The 14,166-nt window shown below is 63.9% G+C and carries 13 protein-coding genes; 7 read left to right on the top strand and 6 right to left on the bottom strand.

The window, feature by feature from the left end:
* Window positions 1-67 precede the first annotated feature (67 nt).
* The 6 genes from CNX70_RS06040 to CNX70_RS06065 all read left to right on the top strand — a co-directional run bounded on the left by CNX70_RS06040 (window position 68) and on the right by CNX70_RS06065 (window position 7,720).
* Complete coding sequence (locus CNX70_RS06040) at window positions 68-1,261, top strand: phosphopentomutase (RefSeq protein WP_096233956.1); 1,194 nt, start codon at window positions 68-70, stop codon at window positions 1,259-1,261.
* Window positions 1,258-2,217: a deoxyribose-phosphate aldolase gene (gene deoC, locus CNX70_RS06045; RefSeq protein ID WP_034785577.1), complete on the top strand. Its 960-nt coding sequence runs from the start codon at window positions 1,258-1,260 to the stop codon at window positions 2,215-2,217. Before CNX70_RS06040 ends, deoC begins: the two co-directional genes overlap by 4 nt.
* Before the next feature lie 12 nt (window positions 2,218-2,229).
* A complete protein-coding gene (locus CNX70_RS06050) occupies window positions 2,230-4,611 on the top strand; it encodes an aldehyde dehydrogenase family protein (RefSeq protein ID WP_425269226.1) in 2,382 nt (793 codons plus the stop codon).
* A 74-nt stretch (window positions 4,612-4,685) separates the two neighbouring features.
* A complete protein-coding gene (deoA, locus tag CNX70_RS06055) occupies window positions 4,686-6,008 on the top strand; it encodes a thymidine phosphorylase (RefSeq protein ID WP_096233958.1) in 1,323 nt (440 codons plus the stop codon).
* Window positions 6,009-6,090: 82 nt separating this feature from the next.
* The gene (locus CNX70_RS06060; RefSeq protein ID WP_071079271.1) at window positions 6,091-6,498 is read left to right on the top strand and encodes a cytidine deaminase; all 408 of its coding nucleotides are present in this window, start codon (window positions 6,091-6,093) and stop codon (window positions 6,496-6,498) included.
* 10 nt (window positions 6,499-6,508) lie between these two features.
* Window positions 6,509-7,720: a nucleoside deaminase gene (locus tag CNX70_RS06065; protein WP_096233959.1), complete on the top strand. Its 1,212-nt coding sequence runs from the start codon at window positions 6,509-6,511 to the stop codon at window positions 7,718-7,720.
* On the opposite strand, the gene CNX70_RS06070 is transcribed toward CNX70_RS06065, so the two are convergent.
* The 6 genes from CNX70_RS06070 to CNX70_RS06095 form a co-directional block, all read right to left on the bottom strand.
* Window positions 7,717-8,880 carry a dipeptidase gene (locus CNX70_RS06070; protein ID WP_096233960.1) on the bottom strand — a complete coding sequence of 388 codons (1,164 nt, stop codon included), beginning with the start codon at window positions 8,878-8,880 and terminating at the stop codon, window positions 7,717-7,719. The genes CNX70_RS06065 and CNX70_RS06070 overlap by 4 nt on opposite strands.
* Before the next feature lie 11 nt (window positions 8,881-8,891).
* On the bottom strand, window positions 8,892-9,314 hold the full coding sequence (locus tag CNX70_RS06075) for a VOC family protein (RefSeq protein WP_096233961.1): 423 nt from the start codon (window positions 9,312-9,314) through the stop codon (window positions 8,892-8,894).
* A 160-nt stretch (window positions 9,315-9,474) separates the two neighbouring features.
* Window positions 9,475-9,744 (bottom strand): hypothetical protein, encoded by a 270-nt coding sequence (locus tag CNX70_RS06080; protein ID WP_096233962.1) that lies wholly within the window; start codon window positions 9,742-9,744, stop codon window positions 9,475-9,477.
* 137 nt (window positions 9,745-9,881) lie between these two features.
* Entirely contained in the window at window positions 9,882-10,397 is a 516-nt protein-coding gene (locus CNX70_RS06085; protein WP_096233963.1) for a hypothetical protein, read from the bottom strand.
* Between the two features lie 91 nt (window positions 10,398-10,488).
* A complete protein-coding gene (locus CNX70_RS06090) occupies window positions 10,489-11,166 on the bottom strand; it encodes a TetR/AcrR family transcriptional regulator (protein WP_096233964.1) in 678 nt (225 codons plus the stop codon).
* A gap of 10 nt (window positions 11,167-11,176) precedes the next feature.
* Window positions 11,177-12,646 (bottom strand): aminotransferase-like domain-containing protein, encoded by a 1,470-nt coding sequence (locus CNX70_RS06095; protein ID WP_096233965.1) that lies wholly within the window; start codon window positions 12,644-12,646, stop codon window positions 11,177-11,179.
* Between the two features lie 203 nt (window positions 12,647-12,849).
* Between CNX70_RS06095 and aptA the strand changes: the two genes are divergently transcribed.
* Entirely contained in the window at window positions 12,850-14,166 is a 1,317-nt protein-coding gene (aptA, locus tag CNX70_RS06100; protein WP_096233966.1) for an omega-aminotransferase AptA, read from the top strand.

The raw sequence follows: 14,166 nt of genomic DNA on the forward strand, positions 1-14,166 counted from the left end.
AGGCCGGGAAAATCCGGCCTACACTGTCCGCATCACCCCCGCATCAATCCATAAAGCGAGCCTTATCATGTCACGCGCATTTATCCTCCTGCTTGATTCCTTCGGCCTTGGCGCGACGCCAGACGCCGCCAAGTATGGCGACGCAGGTGCCAATACCTTTGGCCACATTGCCAGCACTGTCGCCAAAAGCGGCAAGACCTTGAAACTCCCGAACATGGAACGCCTGGGACTGGGTGCCGCCGCGCACCTGGCCAGCGGCGAATGGGCCACGGGCTTCGACCAGCGCGACGGTTTCACCGGCGCCTACGGAGCGGCGCGCGAGCGCTCCACCGGCAAGGACACGCAGAGCGGCCACTGGGAAATCGCCGGCGTGCCCGTCGAATTCGACTGGGGCTACTTCCCCCGCACCACGCCATCGTTCCCGGCCGACCTGACCGACAAGCTCAAGGCCCTGTCGGGCGTGCCCGGCTTCCTGGGCGACTGCCATGCCTCGGGCACGGACATCATCAACAAGCATGGCGATGAACACGTCGCCACGGGCAAGCTGATTATCTATACCTCGGGCGACTCGGTGATGCAGATCGCCGCGCACGAAGAATCGTTCGGCCTCGAGCGTCTGTATGCAGTGTGCGAAATGGCCTTCAAGCTGGTCGAACCGTACAACATCGGCCGCGTCATCGCCCGCCCGTTCACGGGCAGCAATGGCAACTACACGCGCACGTCCAACCGCCACGACTATGCCGTGGCGCCGCCAAGCAAGACCCTGCTCGATCACGTCAAGGATGCGGGCGGCGAAGTCGTCGGCCTGGGCAAGATCAGCGATATTTTCGCCACCCAGGGCATTTCCAGAGTCGTCAAGGGCGTCGACAACATGGCGCTGTTCGAAGCGCTATTGAAAACAGCCGATGAAGTGCAGGACAAGTCGCTCACCTTCGTGAACTTCGTCGATTTCGACCAGGCGTTCGGCCACCGCCGCAACGTCGAAGGCTATGCCGACGCACTGCGCGAAATGGATGGTCGCCTGCCGGAATTCATGGCCAAGCTCAAGGAAGGCGACCTGGTCGTGATCACCGCCGACCATGGCTGCGACCCGACCTGGCATGGCTCCGACCACACCCGCGAACACATTCCGATGATCTTCTTCGGTCCCGGCGTCGCCCCGCGCGCACTGGGCATTTCCGAGACCTTCTCCGATATTGGCCAAACCCTCGCCAAGCACCTTGGCGTACCACCACTTGCTAATGGAACCAGCTTGTTATGACACTCATGCACCCCGAATTCAAGCGTAACGAGGCCGTTGGCCTCGACCTGGGCTGGATCAACCAGATCCGCGTCAACCGCGCCGCGACGGACCGCCGCGCGGCCAGCCTGGCGAACCGCCGTACGGTGAAAAAGGAATACCAGGCTGCCTGGCTGGTCAAAGCCATCCAGATGATCGACCTGACCACTCTCGGTGGCGACGATACGCCGGGCCGCGTGGAACGCCTGTGCATGAAGGCCATGCGCCCACTGCGCGCCGACCTGATGGATGCGCTGGGCCTGACGCAATTGAGCACCGGCGCCGTGTGCGTGTACCACGAGATGATTCAACCGGCCGTGAAGGTCATACAGGGCCGCTTGCCCATCGCCGCCGTGTCGACGGGTTTCCCGGCCGGCCTGACGAGCATGGAAACGAAGCTGCGCGAGATCGAGCTGTCGGTCGCAGCAGGTGCTTCCGAGATCGATATCGTCATCACGCGCCAGCACGTCCTGAACGGCAACTGGCAAGTGCTGTACGACGAAATGCTGGCTTACCGCAAGGCTTGCGGCGAAGCGCACGTGAAGGCGATTCTCGCCACGGGCGACTTGCTGACCATGGAAAACGTCGCCAAGGCGTCGTGGGTCTGCATGATGGCCGGCGCCGATTTCATCAAGACCTCCACCGGCAAAGAGGGTGTGAACGCGACCATTCCCGTGGCCCTGACGATGGTGCGCACGATCCGCGAATACCACGAGCAGACGGGCTTCCAGGTGGGCTTCAAGCCGGCCGGCGGCGTCAGCTCGGCCAAGAGCGCGCTGCAATACCTGACCCTGATGAAGGAAGAACTGGGCAACGAATGGCTGCAGCCGCACCTGTTCCGCATCGGCGCTTCCAGCCTGCTGACCGACATCGAGCGCCAGCTCGAGCACTACGTCACCGGCAGCTACTCGGCCAATCATCGTCACGCACAACCTTAAAGAACAATCGTCATGCCAACAATTAACGAGATTCTCACTACTATGGACTACGGCCCTGCTCCCGAAAGTCAAAAAGAAGCGCAGGCGTGGCTCGATGGCCACCAGCGCACATTCGGTCTGTTCATCGACAACACTTGGAGCGAGCCGGCCGAGCTGTTCGCCTCGACCAACCCTGCCGACGGCACGCAGCTGGCCGAACTGACGCAAGCCACTGACGCTGACGTGGAACGCGCCGTGGCAGCGGCGCGCCGCGCGCTGCCCGTATGGCAGGGCATGGGTGGCCACGGCCGCGCCAAAGTCATGTACGCGCTGGCCCGTCTGCTGCAAAAGCATGCGCGCCTGTTCGCCGTGCTGGAAACGCTGGACAACGGCAAGACCATCCGCGAAACGCGAGATATCGACCTGCCGCTGGCTGCGCGCCATTTTTATCATCACGCCGGCTGGGCGCAGCTGCAATCGGAAGAATTTGCCGACTACCGCGCCGTGGGTGTGGTGGGCCAGATCGTGCCGTGGAATTTCCCGCTGCTGATGCTGTCGTGGAAAATTGCCCCGGCCCTGGCGGCCGGTAATACGGTGGTCTTCAAGCCGGCTGAATTCACGTCGCTGACCGCCATGCTGTTCGCCGAATTGTGCCTGCAGGCGGGCGTGCCGGCCGGCGTGGTCAACATCGTCACCGGTGACGGCCGCGTGGGCTCGGCCATCGTCAACCATCCTGGCGTCGACAAGATCGCTTTTACGGGTTCGACGGAAGTGGGCCGTTTGATCCGTATCGCGACGGCCGGCAGCGGCAAGAAGCTCTCGCTGGAGCTGGGCGGCAAGTCGCCGTTCATCGTCTTTGAAGACGCGGACCTGGACGGCGCCGTGGAAGGCCTGGTCGATTCGATCTGGTTCAACCAGGGACAAGTGTGCTGCGCCGGTTCGCGCCTGCTGGTACAGGAATCGATCCAGGAACGCTTCCTGAACAAGGTGCGCGCGCGCATGCAAAACCTGCGCCTCGGCTCGCCGCTGGACAAATCGATGGACGTGGGCGCGCTGGTCGATCCCGTGCAGCGCCAGCGCATTGCCGCGCTGGTCGACTCGGCCCGTGCCGAAGGCTGCGACGTATGGCAACCGGCGTGCGAACTGCCGGCGGACGGCTCGTGGTTCCCGCCGACCCTGATCACGGGCGCATCGACCTCCGCCGCCGTGGCGCAGGCTGAAATCTTCGGCCCCGTGCTGGTGGCCATGAGCTTCCGCACGCCGCCAGAAGCGGTGCAACTGGCGAACAACACGGTGTACGGCCTGGCCGCCAGCGTGTGGACCGAGTCGATCAGCCTGGCGCTGGACATCGCTCCCGCCATCAAGGCTGGCGTGGTGTGGATCAACAGCGCGAATCAGTTCGACGCGGCCTGCGGCTTCGGCGGCTACCGCGAATCGGGCTTCGGCCGTGAAGGCGGCCGCGAAGGCATGCTGGAATACATGACGGCCCTGGCCGAAGATGCGCGCCCGGCCCTGCCGGTGGTGGAAGCCAAAGCCAAGGCGAATGTGAAGCCGGCGGCAGCCGACCCATTCGCCATCGACCGCACGGCCAAGATGTACATCGGCGGCAAGCAGGCACGCCCTGACAGCGCCTACAGCGCGCCCGTATTTGGCGCGAATGGCGCCCTGCTGGCCGAAGTGGGCGTGGGCAGCCGCAAGGATATCCGCAACGCCGTCGAAGCGGCGCATAAAGCGTCTGGCTGGACCAGCGCCACGGCGCACAACCGCGCGCAAGTGTTGTACTACATCGCCGAAAACCTCGCTGCGCGCGCCGACGAATTTGCCGCCCGCATCGCCGCCATGACGGGCAGTAAGAACCCCGAGAAGGAAGTGCAGGCATCGATCGAACGCCTGTTCTACTACGCCGCCTGGGCCGACAAGTACGACGGTCTGGCACACCAGCCGCCCACCAAGGGCATCACCGTGGCGCTGAACGAAGCGGTCGGCGTGATCGGCATCGTCTGCCCGAACGAAGCGCCGTTACTCGGCTTCATTTCGCTGGTGGCGCCGGCCATCGCGCTGGGCAACCGCGTGGTGGTGGTGCCGTCGGAAGCGCATCCGCTCTCCGCGCTGGACCTGTACCAGGTGTTCGACACCTCCGACCTGCCGGGCGGCGTCGTCAACATCATCAGCGGTAACGCCGATGAACTGGCGCGCACTCTGGCCACGCACGCCGATATCGATGCCGTCTGGCGCCATGACGGCTCGCTTGACGGTTGCGCGGAAGTCGAGCGCCTGTCGGCCGGCACCCTGAAGCGCACCTGGGTCGGTGGCGCCAAAGGCCGCGATTGGTACAGCGCGGCCCAAAGCGGCGGCCGTGCCGTGCTGGCGCATGCGTCGCAAGTGAAAAACGTGTGGATTCCTTACGGCGTCTGATGGACAACTAGCGTTGCAAAGCTGGGGTCAGAGCCGTCGGCTCTGACCTCAGATCTCATGATGGGAGTTATTCGATGTTGTTAACCCAAGAAATCATCCGCAAGAAGCGCGACAAGGGCGTGCTGAGCGCCGAGGAAATCCAGTTTTTTGTGCGCGGCATCACTGACGGCAGCGTCAGCGAAGGGCAGATCGCGGCGCTGGGCATGGCCGTCTATTTCAACGACATGAACATGGACGAGCGCGTGGCATTTACCCTGGCCATGCGCGATTCCGGCCAGGTGCTGGACTGGCGTTCGCTGAACCTGCCTGGCCCCATCGTCGACAAGCATTCGACGGGCGGCGTGGGCGATGTGGTTTCCCTGCTGCTGGGCCCCATGATCGCCGCCTGCGGCGGCTATGTGCCGATGATCTCGGGTCGCGGCCTGGGCCACACGGGCGGCACGCTGGACAAGTTCGACGCCATTCCCGGCTATTGCACGGTGCCGGACAATGAACTGTTCCGCAAGGTAGTCAAGGAAGTTGGCGTGGCCATCATCGGCCAGACGGCCCAATTGGCGCCGGCCGACAAGCGCTTCTACAGCATCCGCGACGTCACCGCCACGGTGGAATCGGTGGCCATGATCACCGGCTCCATCCTGTCGAAGAAACTGTCGGCGGGTTTGGACGCGCTGGTGATGGACGTGAAAGTGGGCACGGGCGCCTTCATGCCGACCTACGACAAATCGGTGGAACTGGCCGAGAGCATCGTCGCCGTCGGCAATGGCGCGGGCATGCAGACGTCGGCCATTTTGACGGACATGAACGAATCGCTGGCGCCATACGCGGGCAATGCGCTGGAAGTACGCGGCGCCATGGATTACCTGACGGGCCGCTCGCGTCCCGCGCGCCTGCACGAAGTCACGTTGTCGCTGTGCGCCGAGATGCTGGTGCTGGGTGGCCTGGCGGCCACCGAAGAGGAAGCGCGCGTGAAATTGATGGCGGCCCTCGATTCGGGCGCAGCAGCCGAGCGCTTCTCGCGCATGGTCGCCGCCCTGGGCGGCCCGGCGGATCTCGTCGAGAACCCGGACAAGCACCTGGACAAAGCGCCGTTCGTCGTGCCGGCACCGGCGCTCACCGCCGGTTACGCGAATGTGCGCGATTGCCGCGCCATCGGCCTGGCCGTGGTGGCCCTGGGCGGTGGCCGTCGCCGTCCGACCGACAGCATCGATTTCGCTGTTGGCCTGACGGACCTGGTGGGCCTGGGCGAGCAAGTGGCCGTTGGCCAGCCGCTGGCCATGGTGCATGCGCGCACGCAAGCGGCGGCGCAGCAAGCCGTCAAGGAAATCCAGGAAGCGTATGCCATCAGCGCGGTGGCGCTGGCGGCCAATCCGGTGATTTACCGTACCATTCGACCGTAACTTAACCCTTGAGGCAAAATCTGGGGTCAGACCCTGAGGGTCTGACCCCGGCCTTTCGCGGGTTTTACAGATAGATAAGCAAATGAACAACCAAGAACTGATCGCCGAAGCCAACGCCGGCCGTGAACTGGCCTACGCGCCGTATTCGCGTTTCAAGGTGGGCGCGGCGCTGCTGTGCAAGGATGGCCGCGTCTTCCGTGGCTGTAACGTGGAAAATGCCGCGTATGGCCTGTGCAACTGCGCCGAGCGCACGGCGTTTTTCAGCGCCATCGCGCATGGCTACAAACCGGGCGATTTCGCCAGGCTGGCCGTCACGGGCGATACGGCGGAACCGATCTCGCCATGCGGCGCCTGCCGCCAGGTGATCTTCGAGATGGGTGGCACCGACCTGCCGGTAATCCTGACGAACCTGAAAAACGATGTCATGGAAGTGACGGCGGGCTGGCTGCTGCCGCACGGCTTCGGCAATTCCGACCTGGATATGCAGTAACAGGATACGCTTGAACAAGACGATCGACATCCAGGCCGCCGTGGCGATTGCCGCGGCCGAAGCCATGGCAGCCAAGACGCAGGGCACCTTCGGCGTGGGCGGCGTGCTGCTCGACGGCGCCGGCAACGTGCTGCAATCGATGCACAACAACGTCGTGCGCCAGGGCCTGGTATTCGATCCCACCGCGCATGGCGAGCGCCAGCTGGTGGACTGGTATTTCGCCGAGCGGGCCAAGGGCACGCCCTTGCCGCCGCCGGGCGAACTGACCATCGTCACCTCGCTCGACCCATGCTGCATGTGCACGGGGGCGATTCTGGCGGCCGGTTTCAACGTGGTGGTGGCCGCCCCCGACGTCAAGGCGGGTATCAATTACGATGGCGCCGCCACGTTCACGGCCTTGCCGGCGCCGCTGCAGGCACAGGCCGGCCGCAGCTTTTGCTATCCTGCCGTGCGCGGCGCCACCGAGTATGCGCGCCTGCCTTCCGGCGCCGCGCCCAAATCTTTTTTCATCGGCAAGAGCATCCACGAGGCGACCCAGGCACTGTGCTCGCTGGTGTTCGAAGCGACATCGGCGCAGGTGATGCAGTTGCTGAACGCCGGCGACGACGTGCACCGGCGCGATCCCGCTACCTTGCCGTCCGAGCATGCCGTGGTGCGCGCCCTGCGCCGCCGCTATCCCGATGCCCTGACTTACCGCTGCGACCCGCATGCGCCCGACGCGGGCCTGGCGCCATTCCTGCAGGCGGCCATGGAGCAGGATGTGCGCGAGGGCGGCCAGGGCGACGCAGCCGCCTTGCTCGATTCCTTTGGCAACCTGCTGCTATGCATGCCTGGCCAGCTGGCGCGCTCCGTCATTCGCACGCCGTTCATGGAATGCACGCGCCAGTACGCGCAATTGCGTTATGAGTTGATGGCTGGCGCCGAGCCGGCGCTGCAGGAAGAAATCAAAAGCTATCTGAGCCACCCCAAGCACGGCACTTTCGTGCTGGCCATCGGCCCGGACGACAGCGCAGCCAGTTTCATGACCCTGGGCGCCTACGGCTCCACCATGGAAGGGGCGCTGCCGGAGAATAATCCCGCACAATTCCAGTACGTGCACCCGGCCATGGCGCAAGACGCGCTGCTGGCGCTGTGCGACGCCATGCCGCCGCTGTACCGCAAGCTGATACGCATCCGGCCGCGCCAGGTGGCGGACCAGGCTTTGATCCGCGCACTGGGCTAGGCGTCGTCGTCGGGCAGGTTCTTGAGTAAAAAGTCGCGCACGTTTTCGCCCGCCACGCGGCGGATTTGCGCCTCCGACAGGCCCGCATCGAGCAGTGCCTGCGTCAGGCGCGGCAGGCCGCTTGCATCGATGGCAGTGGTGACGGCGCCGTCGAAGTCCGAGCCATAGGCCACGTGTTCCGCGCCGATCAGCTTGACCGTGTAGGCGATGGCGCGCGCGATCGACGCCACGTCCTTGCCGCAGACGGCCGTATTCCAGAAGCCGATGCCGACCAGGCCACCCTGGGCGGCGATGCGTTTCAATTGTGCGTCGCTGAGGTTGCGCCCGTTGGCGCAGGTGCCGCGCACGCCCGTGTGCGAGACCATCACGGGACGTTTCGCCAACGTTAATACGTCGTCGATGGTGGCCGGCGAGGCGTGCGCCAGGTCGACGATCATCTTGCGCTGCTCCATGGCGCGCAGCCATTGCCGGCCCAGCGGCGTCAGGCCGCCTTTTTTCAGGCCGTGCTGGGAGCCGGACAGTTCCGTGTCGAAGAAATGCGTGGGCGCAGCCATGCGGTAGCCGGCCCGGTACAGGGTATCGAGGTTGTCCAGCTTGCCTTCGAGCGCATGCGCGCCTTCCAGTGTCAGCCAGCCGGCCAGCAGGTTCGGATTCTTTTCGCGCGCGGCGATGAAGCTGCGCAGCTGGGCGCGACTGCCGATCACGCGCACCTTGCCGTCGCTCTTGGCCGCTTGCTGGCGCAGTTCGTCGGCCTGGTAGGCAGCGCGCGCCAGCAGGCTGTTCCAGGTGGCGGGCGGCAAGCCTTGCGCCACCACCAGCGCCGTGATGTTGTCCGTGTCGCTGCCATTGCGTTCGATATTCATCTTGCGCGGCGTCTTGGTGACGACGGAAAAGGCTTGCAGCGCCACGTTGGCCCGCTGCAGGCGGGGGAAGTCGACATGGCCGCGCTGGCCGTCGCGGTTCAGATTGCGTTGCCACAGCAGGCTGTCGGCGTGCAGGTCGGCGATCCACAGGCTCTGGTGCAGGGCTACAGTGGCTGTCGAAGGCGCCTTGCCAGAGGGAGGGTGGACACGGTTGAGGTGCTCGTCCACGAGGACGGGAGCGGACAGGAAGCCGCCGATCAGCGCAAGGCTGGCGGCGGTGAGGGTACTGATAATCATTGTTCTCCGTTTTACCATGGGTCGTAGGTGCCCAGGCTCCAGATGTGGCCTTCCGGGTCGCGGCAGGTAAAGCCCCGTCCGCCGTAATCTTCATCCTTGATGTCGAGCACGATCTCGGCGCCCGCCTCGCGCGCGCTGCGGTAGACGGCATCGGCATCGTTGACGACCAGGTAGCAGTTTTGCGTGTTGGCGCCACCGATCTCGCCAGGCAGTTTCATCAGGCGGCCATAGTCGCTGTCGAGGGCCGGTGCTACCATGACCATGCCGTTGCCAAAGCTCAGTTGCGCGTGGGCAACGCCACCGTTGCCGTCAGGCACGATCAATTGTTTTTCAAAACCGAGCGCCGTGCATAGCCATTCGATGGCGGCGGGCGCGTCGCGGTAGCGCAGGCAGGGAATGGTCGTGCCGGTTGTAGCTTTTGCTGTCGTGGTCATCAGAAAACTCCTATGGCTGAGGGGGAGTAGCTTTGATCGTCTATTCAGCGTAGCGTTCCGTCTCCAACCCTTCCATCGAGATGGGTTTGATGCCCGTCAATGCTGCGCGCACTCATAGTGCCATAGAACCATCATTGCACTCTTGCCACGACGCAAATTTTTATTGCGGCGACTGCGAAGAGTTCGCTGCCTTCGTGTCCGTGCCTGTATCGTCGCTGCTGCTTGCCCATTTCAGCAGCATGACGAGGGCAAACAGCATGATGGCCAACGGCAAGATGGTGATCACGAACGCCAGTCCCACGCAGCACACCAGCAGCATGGGCCAGGACATGGCGCGCAGGGCGGCCATGCCCTGGCGCGCGTAGGCGCACAGCTCGCTCCAGAAAGCGCTGAAGGAAGTGCTGCCCGGTGCCGAATTGATGTCTTTCATGCCGTTCTCCTGTGGTTGCCGCTGCCGTATGCAGGCTGGCGATGAATCCACTATAGGCAAAACCTTGCTGCCAGACATCTTGTATGCGACGAATGGCAGGAATGGCGGAGCGAACGGCGACGGGCAGGGACAAACGGTTACTCGAACACCTTGAGTTTCAGCTGGAAACTGAGGGCGCCATACAGGCGGTCCTTGTAGGACGGCACGATGGCGATATTCACGCCCACGCGCTGGTATTCATAGCTGATGGTGGGGACCAGGGCCGGGAACCAGCCGCCATCGCGCATCTTCGGATAGCCGCTGAAGCCGCCAACGACGGCGCCGATGCGCAGCGGGCCTACCTTGATGGGCTGGTAGTACACGCCCAGGTAGTTCGAGTAGGCGCGGTCGCTATTGTAGAAGCGTCCGGCCGTGACCGAGGCAACCGTGGAAAAGCGGTATTCGGCGCCCAGGCCCGGATTGCTGTCGTTCAGGTTCTTGTCGCGCTGAAAGTGATACGAATAAAAGCCCGCGTTGAGCCAGGTTTCGCTCAGCGGCTGATTGTCTATCATGCCCACTGTCTGCGCCTGTGCCGTGGATGCCAGTGCCAGCAGCGCCGCGCAGGCGACCTTGCCCAGCAATGACGCGGTGCGCGCCGATGACCATTGTTTCATGCCTGTTCCTTGTCCTGTCGCTATGGCGCCGCGATTGCAAACGCTCCAGCGCGCCATGCTATCACTGCTCGTTTGTTCCTTGGAAATTTCATCACGCGCCGGGTGCCGCCGCAGGCAGGGCGATGGCCGCCTGCACCATGTGCGTGAGCAGGATTTCCGCGTCCTCGTAATCCTTGCGCGTGAGCTGCTTGCGATCCAGCACCAGGGCCATCTGCGCTGAAAAATCCGCATACGATTGCGTCATGGCCCAGATGGCGAACATCAGGTGCGTGGCGTTCACTGCGGCGATCCGGCCTTGCGCGATCCATTCTTCGAAGACGGCGATATCCTTGCGCAGCAGCGGCACGACCCGGTCGCGTATCTGCGCGCCGTACAGGGGCGCGCCATTGATCACTTCCAGCGCATACACGCGCGAAGCCCACGGCTGTTCGCGCGAAAAACGCAGCTTCGCGCCGATGTACGCGCGCAGCACGTCGCGTGGCTCGTCGTGTTCATTGGCCAGCGATTCCATGCGCGCCAGCCAGTCGTCGAGCACATCGTCGAGCACGCGCTGGTACAGCAGCTGCTTGGACGGGAAGTAATACATCAGGTTTTGCTTCGACAGGCCGGCCCGCTCGGCGATGCTGGCGATCGACGCACCTTCATAGCCGCTTTCCGCGAACACGCGCACGGCTTGCTCCAGTATGTCCGCTTCCAGGCGGTCGCGGTTTTGCAGGCGCCGGCCGCCGGCATTTTTCACGGGAAGGGCAGGGGATTTGTCGCTGGCCATGGCGGATTCTTTAGCGTGGGCGGATCGATTGCAGGAAGGCTTGCAGCACGGGGGTATCGGTGTAGGCCACGTTGAAGCGGAACCACACCGTCTCGGGCGCGCGCAGCATGAAAAATTCGTTCGGCGACAGCAGGATGCCGGCCTTTAATGCCATGTCGGCGATGATCTTGCCATTCCATTCCGGCGTCTGCACGTCGGGCCAGCCGGCGCTGACGAACATGCCGCCACGCGGACGCGCCACGGGCGCCATGCCCGCCTGTGCCAGGCAGTCGATGCTGCGCTCGCGGGCCGCCTCGAGCTGCGCCACCAGGCGTTCCACCATGCGCTTGTAGGGCCGCGCGGAGATGGCGTGGTAGACGGCGCGCTCGTTGATTTCCGACGTCGTCAGCCCCGCCAGCATTTTCACGCGCACCAGTTCGGCCACCAGCGGCGGCGAGGCGCAAATCGACCCCACGCGCAGCACGGGCGACAGGGTCTTGGAAAAACTCCCTACGCGGATCACGCGGCGCAAGCCGTCCATCGCCGCCAGCGATGCCTCGCCGCGCGCCGCCAGTTCGCGGTAGATATCGTCTTCCACCAGCCAGAAATCGAACTGCTCGGCCAGCGCCAGCAGACGGTGCGTCTGCGCCTGGCTCAGCGAGGTACCGAGCGGATTTTGCAGCACCGTGTTGACGAACATGAGTTTTGGCTGCGTGCGCGCGGCTTCAACGGCCAGCGCATCGAGATCGAGGCCCGCCTCGCTGCGCGCAATGCCCACGGGGATGCAGCCGTGGTGGCGTATCAGCGACTGCAGATTGCTGTAGCCGGGGTCTTCCACCAGCACCGTGTCGCCCGGCTTGGTCAGGCTGCGCAGGATCAGATCGAAGGCATGCGTGGCGCCGTGCGTCAGCAAGACCTGGTCCGGCTCCACCTGGAACAGCTCTTCCGACAGGCTGTTTGCCAGGTGCTGGCGCAGCGAGGCAAAGCCCAGCGGGTGGCCATAGCCGCGCAGCCGGCTGGCGGGTATGCGCATGGCCTGGCGCACGGCATCGAGCACGGTCGCTTCGCCATACATCTCGGGCGGCAGCCAGCCCGCGCCCACGGGCAGGGCATCGGATACGCCCGAGTACAGGTCCGGCGTGAGGGCATCGATGGCGGTGGGGCTGGCAAGGGTGTTGGCTATGAGTGCTGCCTGCGGCGAGGCGGCGATATCGTGGCGCGCGACGAAATAGCCGGAGCCGCGCCGCGATGACAGCAAACCGAGGTTGACCAGGCGGTCATACGATTCGACGACAGTGAACGTCGAGATGCCATTGCAGCGGGCGAACTGGCGCACGGACGGCATCCGCGTGCCGATGCGCAGGGCGCGGCTACCCACCATGACGCTGATGGCGATGACGATCTGCTCGACGAGACCGCCCTTTTTCTGGCGGTCGATGTCCAGCACGGGCCAGCCACTGGCGTTACCTTCGCCCTCGTCCTGCTTCACGTTGTGCGTCACCGGTGGCTCCTTATGCTGCCTTGCACAAAAAAACTGTATTGTTTTTTCGACCTGTACGGTTGGGATACTTTGCCGTTTGTGTATCTGTGCCATTGGGGATGGCCTGTCTATTATTACATCAGCTTTTTGCCAACTGGTAAATTATTTTACGCTTCGTCAAAAACGATCCTGGCGCCGCGCCAGCCCATCCCAAGGAGAAGATCATGAACGAAACAAGGCCGGAATCGATGTCGGCATTCTGGATGCCGTTTACGAATAACCGCGATTTCAAGGCCAACCCACGCTTGCTGGTGTCGGCTGAAGGCATGTATTACAAGGATGTCGATGGCAACGCTATCCTCGATGGCACGGCCGGCCTGTGGTGCGTGCCGTGTGGCCATGCGCAGCCGCAGATCGTCGGCGCCATCCGCGAGATGGTGGGCCAGCTCGACTTCGCCCCCACCTTCCAGATGGGCCATCCGGCCGCCTTCGACCTGGCGGAAAAACTGATGGACTACACGGGCCACAAGTTCGGCCATGTCTTCTACACGAACTCCGGCTCCGAGGCCGTCGATACGGCGTTAAAAATCGCGCTGGCCTATCACCGCGTGCGCGGCGAGGGCGCACGCACGCGCCTGATCGGCCGCGAACGCGGTTATCACGGCGTGGGCTTCGGCGGCATTTCCGTGGGTGGCATCGGCGGCAACCGCAAGACCTTCGGCCCCTTGCTGCCAGGCGTGGACCATCTGCCGCACACGCACAACCTGGACAAGAACGCCTATACGGTGGGCGAACCCGAATACGGCACCCACCTGGCCGATGAACTGGAACGCATCGTCGCCCTGCATGACGCCTCGACGATTGCGGCCGTCATCGTCGAGCCGGTGGCCGGCTCCACGGGCGTGCTGATTCCGCCGAAAGGCTATCTGAAACGCTTGCGCGAGCTGTGTACCAAACACGGCATCCTGCTCATCTTCGATGAAGTGATCACGGGTTTCGGCCGCATGACGACGCCGTTCGCCGCCGATTATTTCGACGTCGAGCCGGACCTGATGACGACGGCCAAGGGCCTGACCAACGGCATGGTGCCGATGGGCGCCGTCTTCAGCAAAAAGTATATCCACGACGCCTTCATGGACGCGCCACCGGGCATCGAACTGTTCCACGGCTACACGTATTCCGGCCACCCGCTCGCTTGCGCCGCTTCGCTGGCGACCTTGCAAGTGTTCGAGGAACAGGACATCCTCGGCCACGCCAAAGCGATGCAGGCGTATTGGAGCGACGCCGTGCATTCCCTGAAAGGCTTGCCGCACGTGATCGACCTGCGCAGCATCGGCCTGATCGCCGGCATCGAACTCGACCCCATCGCCGGCAAGCCCGGTACGCGCGCCTTCAGCGCCTTCAAGCAGGCATTCGCCGACGGCGTGCTGATACGCACGACGGGCGACATCATCGCCCTGTCGCCGCCGCTGGTGCTGGAAAAACAGCATGTCGACGAGCTGTTTGGCAAGCTGGCCAAGGTGCTCAAAAATCTCGATTGA

The sequence above is a fragment of the Janthinobacterium svalbardense genome, assembly GCF_002327145.1.
In the GTDB taxonomy this organism is placed as follows: domain Bacteria; phylum Pseudomonadota; class Gammaproteobacteria; order Burkholderiales; family Burkholderiaceae_D; genus Janthinobacterium; species Janthinobacterium tructae.